Genomic DNA, 20,765 nt, shown 5'->3' on the forward strand with positions numbered 1-20,765 from the left:
AAAGCCAAATTCAAATCTAGTTCAACTGTGATTGAGGGGGAAAGCAAAGGATGAAAAGAGCGCTAATTTGTGGCATTTCTGGACAAGACGGGGCTTATCTGGCCAAGCTACTCCTTGATAAGGACTATGAGGTGTGGGGCACTTCGCGGGATGCGCAAATGTCATCATTTCGCAATTTGACTAAGTTGGGAATCCGCGATCGCACCAAACTTGAATCAGCCGCCCTCAATGACTTTCGCAGTGTGCTGCAAGTGCTCAAAAAGTCACAGCCCGATGAAATCTATAATCTGGCGGGGCAAAGCTCGGTGGGGCTCTCGTTCGAGCAGCCAGTCGAAACGCTGGAAAGTATCGCGGTGGGATCGCTGAATTTACTGGAGGCAATCCGGTTTATGGAGCAGCCAATCAAGTTTTACAATGCTTCTTCCAGTGAATGCTTTGGGGATGTGGGGCAAAATAGCGCCTCGGAAACTACTCCATTCAAACCACGCAGCCCCTATGCCGTGGCCAAATCTGCCGCTTTCTGGGAAGTGGCCAACTACCGCGAAGCCTATGGCATTTTTGCCTGTTCCGGCATTTTGTTTAACCATGAATCGCCTTTGCGTCCGGAACGATTTGTGACCCAAAAGATCGTGACCGCTGCTTGCCGGATTGCTGCTGGTCAGCAGGATAAGCTGAATCTGGGCAATATTTCTGTGCAACGGGATTGGGGTTGGGCGCCAGAATTCATTGAAGCAATGTATGCAATGCTGCAACAGGAACAGCCCGATGATTATGTGATCGCCACGGGCGAAAGCAGTAGCCTCCAGGATTTTGTTGCCGCCGCCTTTGGGGCAGTGGGTTTGGATTGGCAAAAATATGTGATTAGCGATCCCACGTTGTTGCGCCCAACTGATATTGCATTTGGTAAAGGAAATCCAAAGAAAGCGCTAGAAAAGCTAGGTTGGCAGGCACAATACAAGATGAGGGATGTGGTGAGGATGATGGTAGCAGCTAAGCAAAAGGAATTAAGTAGCGATGGACATCACAGTTAGAGTTAAACGACAGGCTGGCCGCGATCGCGCCCCTAGTTTTCAGGACTATCAGCTTTCAGTTGATCCCGATAAGAATACAGTGCTGGATGCGTTGAATTTGATCCAATGGCAACAGGATGGTTCGCTGGTGTTTCGGCGTAATTGCCGCAATGCGATTTGTGGCTCCTGCGCCATGCATATTAACGGTCGCGCGGGCTTAGCTTGTCAGCAAAAAGTGGGTGAGGCGATCGGCATAGGCCGGATTGATCCAATTAGCAATGAACCGATTGAAGTTGAGCCAGTGCTGACGATCGCACCGATGCAAAATCTGCCGGTGATTAAGGATCTGGTGGTGGATATGAGTAAGTTCTGGCAAAATCTGGAGCGGGTCGATCCCTATGTGTCCAGTGCTGCGCGGAAGTTAGACGATCGGGAGTTTTTGCAAACGCCTGCCCAGCGCCAAAAACTAGAAGAAGCCGCTAATTGTATTTTGTGTGGTTCTTGCTATTCCGATTGCAATGCGCTGATGGTGAATGAAGATTTTGTCGGGCCCCATGCCCTCGCCAAAGCCTATCGGGTGATGGCGGACAATCGGGACGAGCAATATGACGATCGGGTGAGTAAATATAACCAGCCGGATTTTGTGTGGGGCTGCACCCGTTGCTACAACTGCAATGAAGTTTGCCCAGTGGGTGTGCAACCGCTCGATCGGATCTCTCAGGTCAAGCACGAAATTTTGCAAGATGAAAGTCTGCCCGAAACCAGGCCGCAACGCCATCGCCATGTAATGGTATCGCTGGTGAAACGGGAAGGCTGGATTGATGAGAGCAAATTTGGCCTGGAGGTGGTGGGTAATAATTTCAAGGATGTGGGCGGCCTATTTAGTCTGGTGCCCCTGGGATTGCGGATGGTATTCAGCGGCAAAATGCCCTGGCCGTGGTTGTTTAAGCCTTCGGCTGGTACTAAGCAGGTACGATCGCTGATCGAAGCAGTGCAAAAGCAAGAAAAGGCTAATCCAACTAAGCCAGACCAGTCAAAAACCAATCAATCAAAAAACTAGATTAGATTCCCTGTAAAAGTCAAAGATTGCAACGAGGCAACTAAGATCCTAGAGCCGTTTTCGACATTTGTTCACCACAAGATCTATTCACAGCATATAGCGTATTGGAGATATTGGTTTGAATAGGGATATCAATAGCACCAAAATCTAATTGATCACTCATTACTTGCTTTACCAATAGATATATAGATAGAAGATTTGCTTAACTTGCTAACGGTAGTTTTTCGCCAAATATAAAGTTAGTTAATCAGGCGATCGCCCATCCAGAGATACAAAGGAAATAGAGTTAATGACCAGCACGCAAATACCCAAAGACCAATCAGCCAAACAATTCAGCAATGGTGAGCCGAGTTTTCGCTATGCCTACTATCCTGGTTGCGTGGCCAAGGGAGCCTGTCAGGAGTTGCACAATTCCACCCTGGCGATCGCTAGAACCCTGGGGATTGAGCTAGTCGAGCTGGAGCAGGCTACCTGTTGTGGTTCCGGCACTTTTAAGGAAACCTCCGAGTTAATGGAAGACACCGTTAATGCCCGTAATATTGCCTTGGCGGAAGCGATCGATCTACCGCTAATGACCCAATGCAGCACTTGTCAGGGGGTGATTGGTCGGGTGAATGACAAGCTTAAATTTAGTGATCCCGATCGACGCGAGCAAGTAAATGAACTATTAGCGGCCGAAGGACAGCACTTTAAAGGATCGACCGAGGTTTTACATCTGCTGTGGGTAATCCTGCGTGACTATGGCCTGGAGCGATTGCAGACTAAATTGCAGCGATCGCTAAAAAACCTCAACTGTGCCGCTTTCTATGGTTGCTATTTGTTGCGTGCCCAAACCGTAACCCGCTTTGATGACCCCTATCAACCGGAATCACTGGAAAAAGTATTTCGCACCCTGGGCGCAACACCCGTTTACTATCAAGGTCGGGTGCAATGCTGTGGTTGGCCGATTTCTAGTTATGCTACCAATGCGTCTTTTTCGTTGGCGGGTAGGCATTTAACCGAAGCGATCGATGCGGGTGCAGATTGCATTGTCACGCCCTGTCCCCTCTGTCACCTTAATTTAGACTCGCGCCAACCGGAAGTAGAAAAGGTGATCGATCGTAAGTTGGATATCCCGATTTTGCACTTGCCTCAGTTAATCGGTCTGGCGCTAGGGCTCGACCCTAAGGTGTTGGGGCTGAATCAGCATGTGGTTTCAACCCAAAAGGTTTTAACTAAGCTGGGACTGGCCTGAGCGATCAAAGAGATTTAATCTTATTCCAACCCTACTACCTGATATCTTGGTTATTCTAGTTAATGGCTAAAATAGTTGGCTACTTTGTATATCGAGCTAGCCTGAGTTTAGGGCAACTTCTATGGTTCTAGTTAGTTAATGTTTTTTGAGCAAGAGCAAGATTCAACCAGTGTTAATCTCGATCGCCATGATGATCCGCATCTGGAACGCCAGATTGATCGCCTCTTTCAGTTGCAAATCCGGCGGCGTTGGTGGGGGATTTTGATCCTGTGGTTAACTTTGGGATTGTTTTGTCTCTGGCTATTGCGCAGTGATATTGCCCTTTGGCTAGAACACTTTACCTGGGCAGCGGTCAGGATTAGTATCAGGTATAATCGCCCTGCTTTTATTGGCCTGGGGCTGTGTGTTGGCATCACCCTGTCTACGCTGTTGCGCCAGAGTGCCTATATTTTGAATCTCAGTGAAGGGCTGCATCAAGAACTGGTTAAAGAAGTATCAGAGATTCGCCGCCGAGGCCCCAAGCATCCTCTCTGGCAGAAAGTATGTGCTCTGAATGATGATTCAGCCGAGCCGGTAACAGATATCACGATCGATCTGAGTGATCCTGATCAAGCCTCTACTGACAGCGATCGGCAATCCTCTCATGAAGCGCAGAATGAGAGCGACATGAAGTAAATAAAACCCTTAAAGAATATCCAATGGGTCAACATCAAGCGTAACCCGTACCTGCCGATCGCCCACCAGCATTCTTAGTTCCTCCAAACTCGGCAAGGTATGGTGCAAGTCGGGACTGAATTTAAGCAAAATCTGCCAGCGGAACCGATTTTTTAGCCGCGCGATCGCCGCCGGAGCAGGCCCTAGGATCTCCCATCTCGGTTCAAATTGCTCTAAGTTGCTAGCCAGTTGTTTCGCCGCTTCAGTTACTGCGATCGCCGAGGTACTGCTAAGGTGAATCAAGGCCATTTGCCCCAAGGGGGGATAATTAAAAGCCTGTCGCTGCTTGATCTCGGTCGTAATAAACTGCGTGAAACGATAATTTTTAACCGCTTCGATCGTGGCATGTTCCGGTGTATAGGTTTGCATAATCACCTGGCCTGGTTCCTGACCCCGTCCGGCTCGACCCGCCACCTGGGTGAGCACCTGAAACGCCCGTTCACTAGCCCGATAATCGGAGAAATTTAATAGCCCATCGGCGGAAACCACACCCACCAGTGTCACCTGGGGAATATCTAAGCCCTTACTCAACATTTGCGTGCCCACCAGTAAGTCTGCCTCGCCCGCCTGGAATTGCTCAATTAGTTGGCGGTGTTGGTTCTTATTGCGCGTAGTGTCACTATCAAACCGGATCGATCGCACCTGGGGGAAAAGTTTTTTTAGCTCCGATTCAACCCGCTGCGTCCCACTGCCAAAATGCTTGAAGTAGGGCGAATCACAGGCCGGACATTGACGCGGCTTAATCTGACGATGACCGCAATAGTGGCAGAGCAAACTACCCTCATTTTTTTCCTGCTTGGCGTAGGGTGAAGCGGAATAGGTTGGTGGCTCTTTTCGATCGGCACTCGTGGCAAAAGGCGTATTGTGATAGGAAAGCGACACATCACAATGGGGGCACTTCATCACAAACCCGCAGCTCCGGCAAGACACAAAGGTGTTATAGCCGCGTCGATGAATAAACAAAATGCCCTGTTGCTTTTGGTCTAATAAATTGGCGATCGCCCCTTGCAGCTTGCGGCTAAAGATCGAATAGTTGGCATTTTCCAATTCCAAGCGCATATCCACCACCGAGATCGGCGGCATTGGTTTAGCGCCAATCCGTTGCGGCAAGACTAAATACTGGGGATTATCAATGCTGGTTTCATTTGAACCTAATGTAATCGCCGTCTCTAAATCTTCAAGCGCGCCTACCTGATCGAGAATTTCCGCCGAAGGCGTGGCCGAGCCCAGAATCAATGGACAATGAGAGCTTTGCGATCGCCATTGGGCAACGGTGCGGGCATGGTAACAGGGTTGGGGTTGGCTTTGTTTAAAACTGCTGTCGTGTTCTTCATCCAGCACAATCAAACCCAGATCTGGCAGGGGCGCAAACACCGCCGATCGCGTGCCGATCACCACCTGGGCATTGCCGCTGAGCATCTGCCGCCAGGTATCAAACCGCTCCCCATCGGAAAGCTGGGAGTGATAGACATTTACCCGCGCATCACCAAACCTGGCTCGAAATCGATCGGTAAGTTGGGGGGTGAGCCCAATTTCTGGCACTAATACCAGCGCTGATTTGCCAGCCTCAAGCACTGGCGCGATCGCCTGTAAGTAAACCTCCGTCTTGCCCGAACCAGTCACGCCATGCAACAAAACCGTTTGATCGGCTTCGGGATTCTTTGCTAATTCTTCGATCGCTTGCAATGCCTTACTTTGCGCCTCGGTTAACTCTTTGGGTACATCGGCGGCCACCAGATGCTCCTTATCGCCCAATCGCAACGACTCACGCGGTTCGATCGCAATGTAGCCCTTTTCTGCCAGCTTTTTAACCGTGCTAGAAGTGGTTTTGGCAGCGCGAATTAATTCCGCTCGGACACATTCCCCACCCATCCGTTGCAAGATGGTTAAAATCTCTTTTTGGCGATCGGTGACCTCGGCGGCAGGGAATTGCAGCAGGATCACCACATCTTCATACTTTGGCTGGGGTCGGTGGGGGGGCTCCAGATAGAGCGAAACCAGGCCAAGCTGTTGCAGTTGCTTCAGGCCAGCGCTGGCATGGCGGGGTACTTTTTGATGCAGATAGCGACGGGAGATGCCTTTTTTAGCGTTTTTACTAGAAGCATGATTTTGCAAAAATTCCAGCACCGATCGCGCCGGGGTGGAAAGACTATCCAGGTCGATCGCCTCTTTTTCTAACTGATCTACCAGGCGCACCCGATAACTGGAGCGATCGAGCAACTTGGGCGGCAGCGCGGCTCTGGCGGTTTGAATCAGGGGGGTGCGGTAATAGTCGGCGGTTTTGGCGATCAATTCCCAGAAGGATGCTGGCAGCACGCCGGAACTGACCACGCCATAGACGGGCTTGATTGCGATCGCTTGGTCTTGATTGGGCTCGATCGTGTCGATAAACTCCAGCGCCACTGCACCAACGTAGCGATTGCCGAGGGGGACGGTGAGGATGTCGCCCAGGTGGATCGTCATGCCCGGTGCGATCGCGTAGGTGAGCAGGCCATCAATGCCAACGCAATCGGCTAGCACCTTGACATAGCGGCTGGTGGCGGTTTCTGGGGCTTGAATTGCCTGGGGGGGGGTGGACATGGCTATGACTTTAGCATATGCCAAGAATATCTGTACGTTTTTCTATTATAGCGCGTTTTTCTGGGTTTGGGTTAGTCGGGTGGCAAAAGCATCCGGTCTTCGATCTGCTTCCAGGCATCAGTAGAGAGATAAATCGCAGAGTCTTTGCATTCAATCATTAGCTGATTAGCGTACAGATATCCCGCCAAAGCTTCTCTCTCTTCTTCAGAAAATTCTGATACTACTGTTGTAAGATGCAAAACTTTCTTTATTGTTTCATGAAGTTCATCAAGAAAGGAAGTTGCATTCTCGCTAATCCCATAAGTTTCTTGTAAATCAATTTGTTTTTCTAGTAGGTTAATGAAAGCGTATAGATTTATGCTTTCATTAAATATATTGATCGATTCATATATTTTTGAAAGATCTTGAGCTGCTTTCAACGCTTCTGTTGCCCAACCGATCTTTATTGCAGTTGCAAGGTCATAAGAGTTTCTTGTATGCAGCTCAAGATCTGTTCCAAGGCCACACATGCTTGCAAGGAGGCTGGCACTCATAATGTCTATTAGGGTAGTCTGAGTATGACCTGGATTGATTATATTAACTCGTGAAAGATCAGTATGAAGTGCAAAAAGGATAGCAGCAGATCTTTTAGCATTAGCATTGCATTTTCCTCGAGATCCCCTAGTGACCTTTTCCGACCAGACGAGTAGCTTTTGTAGTTTTGGCATATCTTGAGCAAACTTTTGTATTTGCTTTTCCATTGCTAGCAATAGTAAATCTGCTCCCTCCTCCATTAATCCTGCAACTAGTAAAAAAATTTCTCGCCATTTCCTATCGACAAAATGTTCGGTCAAAAGAATCTCTATCAAACGATGTGATTCAACATATTTTGCAACTAGATATTCCTGAAAGGTTAAATGAGAGAAAGAATAAGCATTACGCGCTCTCTCAACTAAAATTCCTTGCTGTACTTCAATTGCTTTTAACGCGCTTTCCCCATCAAGATCTTGGGGAGCATTTAAGTTACCAGCAAGAAAATGCTCGATTTGCTCAACAACCCAATTCTTGCTGAAAAATAACTCGTCAACACTAAAACTTTCGTAAGCTATCTTAGATAGCAAAATAAGCTCTTGCTTAGCAGTAAAATGCTTATAAACACTGAGCTTTAAACGTTTTCCAGCAGCCCACTCACGTAATAAAACGTCAAGCGCCTCTCCATAAAGCTCAGCTCTTTGTTTAGGCAGTTCTGTATATTTGCCATAGACCACACATAGCAGAGTTAATAAAAGAGGAGTTTGAGCAAGATCAAGGGTAGATTTGTATGAATCTTGTTTTAGTAATTTCCAGCAATCTTCTCCTACTTCTGGCTCGGACTTAAACCAATTCCCAATAAAATCCCTTATTTGTGGCTCATCGAACTCAGCCATTACCACATCAGTGAATCGCTCAAAGCCACCTTTATATGCAGCAATTCGACAAGAAGCAATAAATCGATTCTGGTCATAGGCAATAATTAGATCTTGAATCTGCTGAATCACGAAATCTTCATTCTCTTTCGGGACTTCATCTAGCCCATCTAATAAAACTAACAACTTGCCAGCCTCTAATGCATACTTAGTAATAATTTCTGGATTTGGAAAGCCACAAATTCTAAATTCATTAGCAATAAAATCCTCAATGCTTTTATCCTGGGTTTTAAACTGCTTCAACTCCAGAAAAACTGGGATTAAAATATGTTCATAGCTACCCTGCTCTTGTTTAAGTGCCTCAAGCCCAACCTTGCGTAAAAAAGTAGATTTACCAATTCCAGGCGCACCAAGAACTAATAAGCGTTGCTGCTCGTTTGCAACTTCGAGCCCTGGTCTGGTTTCTGTCTCTTCAAACCGAAATTGACGCTTACCACTCTCTCGAAATAGCTTTTGCAAACCATCCGGTGATTCAAAATAATTTTGTAAGTCCGATCTCCTTAGTAGCCTTACCCCTGTATATACCTCATCCAGAGAGATGGGCTGATCCATCCGCACACAGGCAACCTTCAATGAACCGTGGCGATCATCATATTTACGAATGTAAGTTTCAAATTGCCTTGCAAAAACCTTGTCAGGACTATCCGTAAGATCTATATTGAAGCGCTTTAAAGCTTCTTCACCATAATTTGCAATTACATTTGTGATCAACTTGGACAAACCACCTACGGCAGCCGTAGTAAGGATAGCGGTAGAAATCGGTTCCATAAATAAACCCAGCACAAATACAGATAACTACCAGAATAAAGCCAAAACCCATCCCGAAACCAAAAAACAACCTTAAACCCCAGCGCCCTGCAACGCCAAAATCGCCGCCCCATACGCCGCCCCAAAAGAAAATTCAGTTTGCGCCGCCACCACGATCGGCAACCCCAATTTCCTCGCCCTGATCCGCCGCCAGGTTTGATTTTGTGCCCCGCCCCCCGCCGTATAAACCAGCGTCGCCTGCGCCCCCAACTCCGCCAGCACGTTGTACCCCAGCGCCTCGATCGCCGCGATCCCCTCCAGCAAACCATTCAAAAACGCCGCCGGATCAGTCGGCCTTGGTTCCAGGCGCGGTTCCAGCAGTGGATCATTGATCGGAAAGCGATCGCCCTGCGCAGGTAGTGGATAATAATCCAGCGGACTGGGGATGTCGGGGTTAATCCGATCGCTATAGGCTTGCAACTCCGCATCGCTGAAAAACTGCCGCAACACCGCCCCACCAGTATTCGACGCACCCCCCACCAGCCACAGATCGCCCAACCGATGACTATAGATGCCAGATGCCAAATTAGCGATCGGTCTGTTTGCCAGCACCTTGATCGTCAGCGTCGAACCCAACGAAGTTACCGCGATTCCTGCCTTTGGTGGTTCATTCCCCAGGCAAGCCAGAAACGCCGCCGTGCTATCGGTTGTCCCCGCGCAAACAAGGCAATCGCGGTTGAGGTCTAGTTTTGCCGCGACTTCTGGCAGGATTTTACCGATCGCCTTACCCGGTGCGACAACTTTGGGCAAGTAGATCCTGGGGGCATGTTGCGATCGCCAATCTTCAAGCCAATCGGGATATTGCAGCCGTTCCGCGTCATATCCCAGCTTCAGCGTATTGTTATAGTCACTCACTCCCAACCGCCCATGCAGCCAATATGCCAGCCAATCGGCCTGATGCATTAAATAAGCTTCAGGTTGGGATTGAGAATTATGCGCCAACCACCAGACTAATTTGGCCAGACTCGAAGTCGCGCTGAGCACCAGATGTTCTCGATCGGGCACAATCTGCCGCAATTTTTCAAGCGATGATGCGCCACGTGGATCGTGATATAAAATTGGCTCACCGATCGGCTTGCCATCTCGATCGCCGATCAGCACCGTCGCAGAGGTGGCATCAATGGCGATCGCGTTAATATTTTGCCTGATCTCGATCGGCAGTGCCACGATCAAGGCATAGAGACTATCCCGCCAGGAGATCGCGGCGTTAATGTTGTAGTTGAGTTTTTGGGTAGCGCGAATTTTGCCAGCTTGATCAATGGCGATCGCTCTGGCTCCCGATGTGCCAAAGTCAATGCCCAGGTAGAGATCCATAATGCAAACAGATTAATAGGTGGTCATGCAGTAGTAAGGATAATTAGCAATCGATTTGAAATTCGGAGCTTAGCTTGTTTGGGTTATAAATATTCAACTATCTCCTAAATCCTTACTTGTTCAGCACTACCGATTAATAATCTATTCTTGCTTCAGGCAATGCTTTTCCAGGCAAGCTTCGAGGGCTTTGGGATCGAACAAGATCGGCAAAAAGTGAATGCTTTTGGTTTCGCGGAAATAGAACAAAATTGGCACTGGGGCAAAGAAAATGCGCCAGTTCAACCATTCTTTGTAGGGAAAGCGGCGGATTAGTTTTTCACCGCGAAAGATATCTAAATCGGTTTCGGTAAAAATCAATCGCAACGTGGCCGCCTGGATCGTCAGGAACAAGCTAAAAATGGCGATCGCTACGCCCACCCACACATTCAAGAAAGAAAGACCGATCGCGGCTGTGGTTAGCACAATCGGGATATTAAAACTAGATTTGAGTTCGGTGTTTTGCAACGAAAACGACTCATTGGCATCATTGGCGATCGTCATAAATTCTCTCCTGCTATCTGGGGGCTGTCTATCTAGGTGCTGTTTGGGGCAAAATCCACGCGCCTGATTTCGAATCTAGCTTAAAATCAGGCCTTAATATTCAAGATTAGCAAAGCAACCTGCATCTGACATGAATACCAGGACTGATTGCGATCGCATTTTTAAATAGGCATCTTCAAGGTTTATCTTAAAGCCACAAATCGATCGCCTTGCGGTCATGTACATAGACCCAAAATACTAAAGCTAAACGGTCTCCCAGATATCGTTGGCAAACTGATCCAGGGTCAGGCTCGGCGAACTTTCCTCATCATCCGAATCATCCGAATCATTCGACTCAGAGCCATTTGCCAATTTTTCCTTAACCGTATCAGCACCCCGATCGATTTGACTCGCTGAATCATGCTCAAGCGGTGGTAAGTCACCCAGCATTGCTTCTAGTTGATCAAGATTGTCTAAATCTGAATCATCTTGATCTGGCTGATTAGTGCTTGAGGCAGAGCGATCGCTAGTTTGATTACCCTCTTGCCCAAATTCATCAAATAGCGATTCTACGGTGGGATAGTCTATATAATTGTTGCTTGTTACCGTGCCATCATTTTTGGCAGCGGACTGATTGGCTGGATCTGTCGATGTTGTAGCTTCGGCAGGACTGTCTGAAGTGGTTGTGTCATCAATATCAATGAGTGAGCGACTAACCTGATTAAGATTAGAAGCTGCTGTCACACCTACCTGAGCAGTTCCCGAAACTGGATTAACCGGATCTAAGGATTTAGGGGCTGAAGATTTGGTTGCACTTGGTTCGGCCTCAGCGGCCTGATCTGGGTCTAATACATCTAAGGTGATGACTTCGTCTGCATCATATTGATCAGCATAATCATCGGTATAGTCATTAACATAATCATCGGCGTAATCATTGTCATAGCGGCCATAGGTTTGGCGATCGGTTTGTGGCTCCATCACTGGTTCAAAAATGACGCGATTGATCAGCCGAATTCGCGCATTTTGCCAATTTTGGCCAGGTTGCAAAATAGACACATTCTCAATTACATGACTGCCATCCCGATCGGTGATGCTGTTGTCGGCGATCGTATCGATTAAATTACGCAGGTTGGGATTGCCAGCCATATCCGCAAAGGAAAAATGGCTCCGACTGATTACCTGCACAAATTCCTTGAGCGTAGTCATACATCGCACCGTGTCGTAACGCTGATCCATAAACCGGATCACCACATCCTGATAAGCTTTACCAGTGCGCTGCATCTCGGCCATGCTGTCCAACAACACCAGTCCTTCACTGGCTTTGGTTTGGCGTGTTGCCAGGTTGGTCGATCGCGCCTCTGGAGTTGAGCCTTCACTTTGGCTGGGTTGGGCAGAATCAGTATTATTTGCAGTGGTTTCAGTAGCGGTGTTTATAGGGCTTGGAGTTGTAGAGGAGGTCTGGGATGCAGTTTGTCTAGAGCCCAGTGTAAATTCACTTTCCCAGAACAGGCTGGCATTTTCGATCTGACGGGCATAGACTCGCACCAGGGAGATCGATCGCACTTGCAACGATGCCATCCCCTTTTTGATGATGCTGAGCAGGGCAGTACGACTGGGCAGTTGAGCAGAGAGCAGCGTGATTTCTAGCTCCTGCATTTCTTGCTCTTGACCAAAGCTCTCGGCCGTGGCAGTGATGCCCTTTGGCTGCAAGGAACGATTGATCAAACTGGCGATCGCATCGGCATCCCCTTGCTTGGCTAGTTCTAAAATATTTTGCCCTACCGCCATATCGCTATCCTTTTCTAAGCCCTACCCGCACCTTAACCGATCAAATCAATTTAGTTTGCTAAATCATTTCCTCTGCGATCAATGAGCCATATCATTGAATCCAGGTAACAAGTCTACAAGTCTAGTTGATCAATGTTGATAAATTTAAGTGTAATTGCCCTACAAATTAATTGCCCAATCAAACAAAACCGTTCATAACAATTAACTTTGCATTGCATAGGTCAAGGATGGAAATATTGACATCTTAAATATCACATCTTAAATATCAAAAGCATGTCTGGTATTAATTCGCCCAATCGCTAAATAGCCAAACTATTCCACCTATGTGCAACGTCATTAATTTAGTTAATTTGTGCCCACCCTAAGTTAATTTTAATCTGCCCCCATTAGTTAAGCATAATTAAAACCTAGGTTAGATCAAATCCGGTTAAATACCCTTGATCAAAAAATGTGTAACTATTACTCTTGCTAGTTTGGCTGTATGGATAATCCAGGGAACTTGATCTTAGCGATCGCCAACTTACTACAAAAAACTAACTTAGCTCTGACTGGCTAAATCATGTTGGCTCTTTTCTATAATTAACCAATTGCTGGCAATTAACCAAGGTCAATTATGCTGAAACAAAACAATTACTTAGCGATCGCCATCATAGTTACACAGACTTAACAGACATGGCAAATAACTAATCCAATCAAGTCCAATCAAGCATTGAAACCCATAATTTCAATGGATAATCCTTGCATCAGCTTACTATTCCACCTGATTGTTTTGTTGCAAATTAGAGGCACTTGACCATCCTGCCAGCCTAATAATTGCAGGCATATCGATTTGAGAGAGGTAAGCAAACTATTCATAAATTTAGACACATTGCATCGACCAGTTATAAAAATGCCGGCATCTGGCATCATAAATGACAAATATATGCCCAGTGTCCATTGGCCAGATCGCTAAATAGTTAAGCTATCCCACAATTTACAATGCTAAATTACTTGCCAGGCTAGTAGGATCAATGATGATGATTATTTTCTGAAGTAACTAGATCGCCAATTTGATGATAATCTCGCTCGCCAAAGATCGCCGACTCCGATCGATAATGCTTGAATTCTAATAAATTTCCCGATGGGTCTTGCAAAAAGAAAGTGCGATGCTCCAGGGGAGTATCAGGAAAACGCACCTTGGGTTGTTGATAAAACTCAAGCTGTTTATATTGAATCCGCTCTAGCAGAGCCAGCCAATTGCTTTCTGAATAAAACACCAAACCAAAATGACGCGGATAGATGCCAGCCTGCGGTTCGAACTGCTCATGCACCACATGGGCAACTAGCTGGTGGCCATAGAGACTAAGAATTAGTGAAATTTCGGATTCACGCCCTGGTAAGCATCCCAGGCCATCAACATAAAACTTTTTGGTACTAGGGATATCTAAAACCGGAAAGGAAAGGTGAAAGAGGATCTGATTACTCATGGTGTTGCAGTTCTAGGACAAGTTTGGCGCGCTTGAGTTTATCGGGCACGGGGATGGGATATTCCCCCGAAAAACAAGCCGAGCAGAAATGCTGGGGATTTGATTTAGTTGCCTCTAACATTGCTTCACTGCTCAAGTAGGCAAGGGAATCAACTTCTATGATTTTAGCGATCGATTCGACCGATTTGGTCGCGGCAATCAAATGATCTTGTGAATCAGTATCAATGCCATAGAAACAAGGATGGGTGACTGGCGGCGATGAGATCCGCATATGTACTTCTTTTGCGCCTGCCTCACGCAATGCCCGCACAATTTTGCGGCTGGTGGTACCCCGTACGATCGAATCATCAATCACCACTACCCGCTTACCTTCCAGCACATCCTTGAGCGGGTTGAGCTTCATCCGGATCCCAGTTTCTCGCATTGCCTGGGTAGGTTGAATAAAAGTACGCCCCACATAGCGATTTTTAATTAAGCCCTCTGAGTAGGAAATACCTGATGCCTGGGAATAGCCGATCGCGGCTGGGATACCGGAGTCGGGCACACCAAATACTAAATCCGCTTCGATCGGATGCTCGCGGGCTAGATAGCGACCCAGCTCCAGCCGATAGGTATAGAGGCTTTCCCCTTGCATATAGGTATCGGGGCGAGCAAAATAAATCATTTCAAAAATACACAGCTTGGGCGATCGCTCCTCTGTCCAAAACTGACTATTCAAGCCATTATGATCAAGCCAAACCAGCTCACCAGGAGCCACATCGCGCAAATATTCCGCCCCAATAATATCCAGGCCGCAAGTTTCGGAGGCAAATACATAACTAGGTGGGCTGTCAGGGCTACAGTTAGGGCGATCGGGGCTGCACTTAGAGATCATACCGATCACCAATGGCCGCACCCCGTTGGCATCTCTGGCGGCAATTACCGCCTCTGGTGTACCAATTACCAGGCTAAACGCCCCCTGACATTGATGCAAAGTCTCGGTAATCCCTTCCCGCCAGTCTTTACCAGCGTCTACTGCCTCTTTGATCAAATAGGCGATCGCCTCGGAATCTGAGCTACTCTCGAGGGTATAACCACGTGCTACCAGGCCGGTGCGTAACTCCAAGGCATTGACCAGATTGCCATTGTGAGCCAGGGCTAGATCGCCTAAGCGCGTGCTTAACACGATCGGCTGGGCATTGGCAATTTTACTAGAACCAGTGGTGGAATAGCGATTATGGCCAACCGCAATAATCCCCGGTAGATCGCCCAGATTATGCTCATTGAACACCTGGGAAACCAACCCCATATCCTTGCGGGTAAAAGTACCCGATGGATCAAAGGTGGTGATCCCGGCTGATTCTTGGCCGCGATGCTGCAACGCATAGAGGGCAAAATAGGCCAGTTTGGCCACATCTTCGGTATCTGAGAAAATGCCAAACACACCACATGCTTCCTTGGGTGAATCATCAAGATCGGCCAAAGAATTTAATTGGTCTAATTGGTCTAATTGGTCTAATTGGTCAAACTGATTGAAGTGAGCGATCGCATCTGGAACACTTGACTTCATTTGCAAAGAATTTGATGGAATTGCATGATCCTGGTTAGCGATCGGCTGAGCCAGACCACTGTGATGATCAATATTGCCTGATTCGTCAAAATTTGAGCCCATATCTTGCGTCATAGCGATCGCCAATAATTTTTTATTCAAGTAAACAAAAGGTTAAGCCCTCTGTCTATCCTAACCTTGCTTAACCCCCACAATCAAAAATTAACACCGATAGAGCAAGATTAGTTGAGTCAGAGTGTCAATCGGGCTTGTAAACTAATAGATGGCTACGCAGCCAGAATTGGAGTAAAAGTGATTTAAATCCGATCAACAAGACCCTTTCCCAAATATTCAGTATTTGTTTTAAATGTCATAAATTCCAGATATTGACCGCATATCCGCTTGATTTCGATCAAGATATCAAGATAAATATCGCTCAAGCCCTGAATCCAAGAATATTGACATTTATGAGCCAATAATTACATTACTTGTTTGGGAGCATTGGAGAGACTCGACTTGCCAGACTTAGAACATCCCTATTCTCTCAGTTTAATTGGCAGTGGCTCTGGATTGATCGATATACCTTTAGCTTAACTTTTCTGTGAGCTGGTGGCGATTAAGAAAATAATTAATCTGCTCGATGAAATTAGGTTGAGCGAGCCTATTTTAATGATCCAGTTAGTGGGATGAACTTTAATCTAAATCCCAAAGTTTAGAGCCCACACTGACCATAATTTGGCTCAGGCTCTAATTGGTTTCGCAAGCCTTGATTGATTTGAACAACAGCTATAAAACGCAAAATCTAGGAATAAATTTAGGAGAGTACGCTACGCATGGACAACACAATCAGCCTTGAAATTATTGAAGTTGTTGAACAGGCTGCGATCGCCTCAGCAAAATGGATGGGCAAGGGCGAGAAAGACACCGCCGATGAAGTGGCTGTAGAAGCTATGCGCGAGCGCATGAATCAAATTCACATGCGGGGTCGGATCGTAATTGGTGAAGGTGAGCGTGATGATGCGCCGATGCTCTACATTGGTGAAGAGGTTGGTATTTGCACCCAGGAGAATGCCGCTGAAGTTTGTACGATCGAAGAATTAGCCGAAATTGATATTGCCGTAGATCCTTGTGAAGGTACTAATCTGGTCGCCTATGGCCAAAATGGTTCAATGGCGGTGCTGGCAATTTCCGAAAAGGGTGGCCTCTTTGCAGCTCCTGACTTCTATATGAAAAAGCTGGCGGCTCCAGCCGTAGCTCGCAATCATGTGGATATCCGCAAATCTGCCACCGAAAACCTCAAGATCTTATCCGATTGTATGGATCGGGACGTGGCTGAACTGGTAGTGGTAGTGATGGATCGTCCCCGCCACAAAGATCTAATTGCGGAGATTCGTGAAGCGGGAGCCAGAGTGCGCCTGATTAGTGATGGTGATGTTTCGGCGGCCATTTCTTGCGCCTTCAGCGGTACTAACATCCATGCTTTGATGGGGATTGGTGCTGCACCGGAAGGGGTGATTTCGGCGGCGGCAATGCGCTGCTTGGGTGGCCATTTCCAAGGACAGTTGATCTATGACCCAGAGGTGGTCAAAACCGGCCTGATTGGTGAAAGCCGCGAGGGTAACCTGGAACGTCTGCGATCGATGGGGATTGAAGATCCCGATCGGGTCTATGGTGCTGAGGAACTAGCTTCTGGCCGCGAAGTGTTGTTTGCTGCTTGTGGGATTACCACTGGCACCCTAATGGAAGGAGTAAGATTCTTCTCTGGCGGTTGCCGTACTGAATCATTGGTAATTTCGAGCAAGTCTAGGACCGCTAGATTTGTAGACACCATTCATGTTACTAGCGACAAGCCGAAGGTGTTGAGCCTCTATTAGAACTTTGAGCCTAGCCTCTAATTTAGGCACGATCGAGTTAATCAAACCGATCAGTGGTTAACCACCCAGTTTCAATCATAGCCAGCTAGCTTACTGATGTTGTTTTTATTAGTAAATGGATTAGTAAATGGCTGGCTTTGCTTTGCCAGCTTTCTAGCAAAAAATAAAAAATGTAAACAGTTGCGCGATTTTGATAAATAACCCCTGGTTATGGTTTAGCTTTGTAATAATTAGCAGACAATTGATAATTGATCATCTTTAACCACGGTGATTTAATTTTTAGGGCTTTAACTTTTATTTGATCGGGCTATTAATTACCACAGGCCGATCGCTAGGTTTGTATTAATGGCTGAGAATCTTGTATCTCATCGAGGTTTAACTGGGGTTTAACTGGGGTTTAACTGGGGACGATGCCTTTCATTAATTAATTAGAAACATGACTTCTGTAAACAAATATAAATAAATTTAAACTTGTGGCCTAAACATTCTGTATATCTTCGATATTTAAGTTTTGAGCATATAAATATAAATAGATAAGAAACGATTAGATATGAATATTGCTGTCATTGGCTTGAGTCACAAAACGGCGACCGTGGAAGTGCGCGAAAAGCTGAGCATTCCTGAAGCCAGAGTAGAAAGCGCCCTCAATCAACTAACTAGCTACCCGAATATCGATGAAGCGGCGGTTTTAAGCACCTGCAATCGCCTGGAATTATATGTAGTAATGCGCGAAACCGAGGGTGGCATTAGGGAGACAGCTCAATTTCTGTCTGAGTTTAGTGAATTACCATTGCATATGCTGCGGCGCTATTTGTTTATTCTGTTACGCCAGGATGCGGTGATGCACCTGATGCGGGTGGCAGCGGGTTTAGATAGTCTGGTGCTGGGGGAAGGTCAAATTCTGGCTCAGGTTAAGCAAACCCATCGCCTGGCTCAGCAGCACAAGGGTGCAGGACGGATTTTAAATCAACTCTTTAAGCATTCAGTTTCTTCGGGTAAGCGGGTACGCACCGAAACCGACATTGGTACTGGCGCAGTTTCGATCAGCTCGGCGGCGGTGGAGCTAGCTCAAATGAAACTACAAGACCTAAGTGATAAGCATGTGGCGATCGCTGGGGCGGGTAAGATGTCGCGCCTGTTGGTTAAGCATTTACTCTCGAAGGGAGCCAAGAAAATCACAATCGTCAATCGCTCTGCCAAACGAGCCGAGGATTTAATTGCTCAATTTAGCTGTGAAGCTGAGGGGGCTGAGTTCCAAATCCAGCCGATCGATAATCTCTGTGATTGTGTAGCGGTTTCTGATCTGGTGTTTACCAGCACGGGTGCCACCAATGTATTGCTATCCAAATCAAACCTAGCGCCTGTTGTGAGCGATCACAGTGGCTTGATGATTGTGGATATTTCGGTGCCCCGTAATGTTCATGCTGACGTGAAAGAATTAGCAAATGTCAATTGCTATAACGTTGATGACCTGGAAGCAGTGGTGGCCGAGAACCAGGAAAGCCGGCGGCAAATGGCCATGCAGGCGGAAATTTTGCTAGAGGGCTGCGCCGAAGAGTTTGAAACCTGGTGGCGATCGCTAGAGACAGTGCCTACGATCAGCAAACTCCGCCAGAAAATGGAAGTAATCCGTGAGCAAGAGCTAGAAAAGGCGCTATCCAGGCTGGGTAATGAGTTTGCGGAAAAGCATCAAGATATTATTGAGAACTTGACCCGTGGCATCATCAATAAAATTTTGCATGATCCAATGGTGCAGTTGCGGGCTCAGCAGGATATTGAAGCCAGAAGGCGGACTATGCATACGCTGCATGAGTTGTTTAATCTAGAAACCCACCTTAAGGATCAATCGACTTAATTTTGATTAAATCTGATTAGTTAAATCTGAGGTCGATCGATCTTTTGCCCCCTAATCTGTCATTATGCTGGTTGGCTTGAAAATCCTATTGCGACATTAGCGATCGTTTCTCATCGATTTGAGGTTAGTTAAGCTAGATGTGGCTTTGAGGCATTTGGTGGTGTCGTAGATATGTTGATGCGATCTTAGTAATGCTTGCTATTGCTTTGTTTTTCACTAGATCTCCCCATGTCTAGACCAATACCAGCCAGTCATATATCGACTTACAACTTAGTCTTTAATACTGTTTCAATTGAGATGTTGTGCAAGTTATGACTTAAACACCTCATCCTGCGGGTATCTATGTCAAAGAAGTCCCTTGAAAATGCATTAAGAAGAGGATTCCTGCAGGAGTAATTCAACCTGTAGGAGTTCTTTTTTTAGTTAGCAATGCTTATACTTAATACTTGGAACAGGAACGCTACATCAGTTGGGAACTAAAGGGCTAGGCATGACAACTATTTTGGCGGGGGACATTGGCGGCACTAAAACGCTATTGCGGCTAGCAGAGGTGGAGCCAGAGGCGATCGCCCTCAATCCTCTGTTTGAGCGTCGCTATGTAAGCGCTGAATTTGATAGTCTAGCGGCGATCGTCAAGGTCTTTCTGACTGCTGCTACTAAGATTGGCCAGATTGATCTAACTGGTGCAAATCACCCCCAGGTAGCTTGCTTTGGCATTGCTGGGCCAACGGTTGACAATCGCTGTGCCCTAACCAATCTCAGTTGGCAACTGGATGGCGATCGCATGGCCGCTGAATTAGAGGTGGCGCATATAGCGCTGATCAATGATTTTGCGGCGATCGGTCATGGCGTGCTGGGTTTAGCGCCGAAAGAGCTTTATATCCTTCAAAAGGGCAAAAAAGATCCGCAAGCGCCGATCGGTGTGATTGGGGCTGGTTCTGGCCTGGGGATGGGTTATCTGACCTGGGATGGCGATGCCTATAAGGTTCATGCCTCCGAGGGCGGTCATGTGGAATTTGCGCCCCGCGATCAGCTTGAAATGGATCTGCTTACCTATCTATGGCAGCGATCGACCCATATTTCAATTGAACGGCTTGTCTCTGGCCAGGGGATCGTCACGCTCTATCAGTTTTTGCGCGATCGTGGTTTTGGCAGCGATCAGGTGGGGCTAGAGAAAAAATTAAAAGACTGGGAAACCGGAGCCACGATCACTTCGCCAGCGGCAGCGATCTCCGAGGCGGGGTTGCGTGGTAGCGATCGCCGTGCTGAAAAAACCATGCAGATGTTTGCCGATGCCTACGCAGCGGTGATTGGTAATCTGGCGCTGACTTTGATTCCCCGTGGTGGTTTGTATATTGCGGGGGGAATTGCGCCGAAAGTTTTACCTCTTCTGCAATCGCCTAGATTTATGCAGGTGCTCAAAGATAAAGGGCGATTGAGCCGGGTGCTAGATCAAGTGCCGATTCAAATAGTTTTAAATCAGGAGGTGGGGTTATTGGGGGCGACACTCCATGCAGCTAGTTTGCTTAAAAGCTAGTCGGTGAGCATAGCGATCGCTGAGTTGTAATCAA

At 47.0% G+C, this 20,765-nt stretch carries 14 protein-coding genes; 7 read left to right on the forward strand and 7 right to left on the reverse strand.

The features are described 5' to 3' along the window. Nucleotides 1-50 precede the first annotated feature (50 nt). The 4 genes from PSE7367_RS14350 (at nucleotide 51) to PSE7367_RS14365 (ending at nucleotide 3,979) form a co-directional block, all read left to right on the forward strand. Nucleotides 51-1,031 (forward strand): GDP-mannose 4,6-dehydratase, encoded by a 981-nt coding sequence (locus PSE7367_RS14350; protein ID WP_015166079.1) that lies wholly within the window; start codon nucleotides 51-53, stop codon nucleotides 1,029-1,031. After that, the gene (locus tag PSE7367_RS14355) at nucleotides 1,015-2,070 is read left to right on the forward strand and encodes a succinate dehydrogenase/fumarate reductase iron-sulfur subunit (RefSeq protein ID WP_015166080.1); all 1,056 of its coding nucleotides are present in this window, start codon (nucleotides 1,015-1,017) and stop codon (nucleotides 2,068-2,070) included. The genes PSE7367_RS14350 and PSE7367_RS14355 overlap by 17 nt, the downstream gene beginning before the upstream one ends. Nucleotides 2,071-2,359: 289 nt before the next feature. Next, on the forward strand, nucleotides 2,360-3,304 hold the full coding sequence (locus PSE7367_RS14360) for a CoB--CoM heterodisulfide reductase iron-sulfur subunit B family protein (RefSeq protein WP_015166081.1): 945 nt from the start codon (nucleotides 2,360-2,362) through the stop codon (nucleotides 3,302-3,304). A gap of 138 nt (nucleotides 3,305-3,442) precedes the next feature. Further along, nucleotides 3,443-3,979 carry a hypothetical protein gene (locus PSE7367_RS14365; RefSeq protein WP_015166082.1) on the forward strand — a complete coding sequence of 179 codons (537 nt, stop codon included), beginning with the start codon at nucleotides 3,443-3,445 and terminating at the stop codon, nucleotides 3,977-3,979. A 9-nt stretch (nucleotides 3,980-3,988) separates the two neighbouring features. Here the strand turns inward: PSE7367_RS14365 and priA are convergent, their stop codons facing one another. The 7 genes from priA to purF form a co-directional block, all read right to left on the reverse strand. Then, entirely contained in the window at nucleotides 3,989-6,598 is a 2,610-nt protein-coding gene (priA, locus tag PSE7367_RS14370; RefSeq protein ID WP_015166083.1) for a primosomal protein N', read from the reverse strand. 71 nt (nucleotides 6,599-6,669) lie between these two features. Continuing rightward, a complete protein-coding gene (locus tag PSE7367_RS14375) occupies nucleotides 6,670-8,811 on the reverse strand; it encodes an NACHT domain-containing protein (RefSeq protein WP_015166084.1) in 2,142 nt (713 codons plus the stop codon). A gap of 72 nt (nucleotides 8,812-8,883) precedes the next feature. Next, entirely contained in the window at nucleotides 8,884-10,164 is a 1,281-nt protein-coding gene (locus tag PSE7367_RS14380) for an FGGY-family carbohydrate kinase (protein ID WP_015166085.1), read from the reverse strand. A gap of 141 nt (nucleotides 10,165-10,305) precedes the next feature. Then, complete coding sequence (locus PSE7367_RS14385) at nucleotides 10,306-10,704, reverse strand: DUF3119 family protein (RefSeq protein WP_015166086.1); 399 nt, start codon at nucleotides 10,702-10,704, stop codon at nucleotides 10,306-10,308. Between the two features lie 243 nt (nucleotides 10,705-10,947). Then, nucleotides 10,948-12,471, reverse strand: coding sequence for a hypothetical protein (locus PSE7367_RS20585; RefSeq protein ID WP_015166087.1), 1,524 nt, complete (start codon nucleotides 12,469-12,471; stop codon nucleotides 10,948-10,950). A gap of 1,007 nt (nucleotides 12,472-13,478) precedes the next feature. Beyond that, on the reverse strand, nucleotides 13,479-13,937 hold the full coding sequence (locus PSE7367_RS14400; protein WP_015166088.1) for a VOC family protein: 459 nt from the start codon (nucleotides 13,935-13,937) through the stop codon (nucleotides 13,479-13,481). After that, on the reverse strand, nucleotides 13,930-15,600 hold the full coding sequence (purF, locus tag PSE7367_RS14405; RefSeq protein ID WP_015166089.1) for an amidophosphoribosyltransferase: 1,671 nt from the start codon (nucleotides 15,598-15,600) through the stop codon (nucleotides 13,930-13,932). Before purF ends, PSE7367_RS14400 begins: the two co-directional genes overlap by 8 nt. A 698-nt stretch (nucleotides 15,601-16,298) precedes the next feature. Between purF and glpX the strand changes: the two genes are divergently transcribed. The 3 genes from glpX (at nucleotide 16,299) to PSE7367_RS14420 (ending at nucleotide 20,731) form a co-directional block, all read left to right on the forward strand. After that, nucleotides 16,299-17,339 (forward strand): class II fructose-bisphosphatase, encoded by a 1,041-nt coding sequence (gene glpX, locus PSE7367_RS14410; RefSeq protein ID WP_015166090.1) that lies wholly within the window; start codon nucleotides 16,299-16,301, stop codon nucleotides 17,337-17,339. Nucleotides 17,340-17,889: 550 nt separating this feature from the next. Continuing rightward, nucleotides 17,890-19,194 (forward strand): glutamyl-tRNA reductase, encoded by a 1,305-nt coding sequence (locus PSE7367_RS14415; RefSeq protein ID WP_015166091.1) that lies wholly within the window; start codon nucleotides 17,890-17,892, stop codon nucleotides 19,192-19,194. Nucleotides 19,195-19,684: 490 nt separating this feature from the next. Next, nucleotides 19,685-20,731 carry a glucokinase gene (locus PSE7367_RS14420; RefSeq protein WP_041698509.1) on the forward strand — a complete coding sequence of 349 codons (1,047 nt, stop codon included), beginning with the start codon at nucleotides 19,685-19,687 and terminating at the stop codon, nucleotides 20,729-20,731. The last annotated feature ends 34 nt before the right edge of the window (nucleotides 20,732-20,765 follow it).

The sequence above is a fragment of the Pseudanabaena sp. PCC 7367 genome (assembly GCF_000317065.1).
Classification (GTDB): Bacteria; Cyanobacteriota; Cyanobacteriia; order Pseudanabaenales; family Pseudanabaenaceae; genus Thalassoporum; species Thalassoporum mexicanum.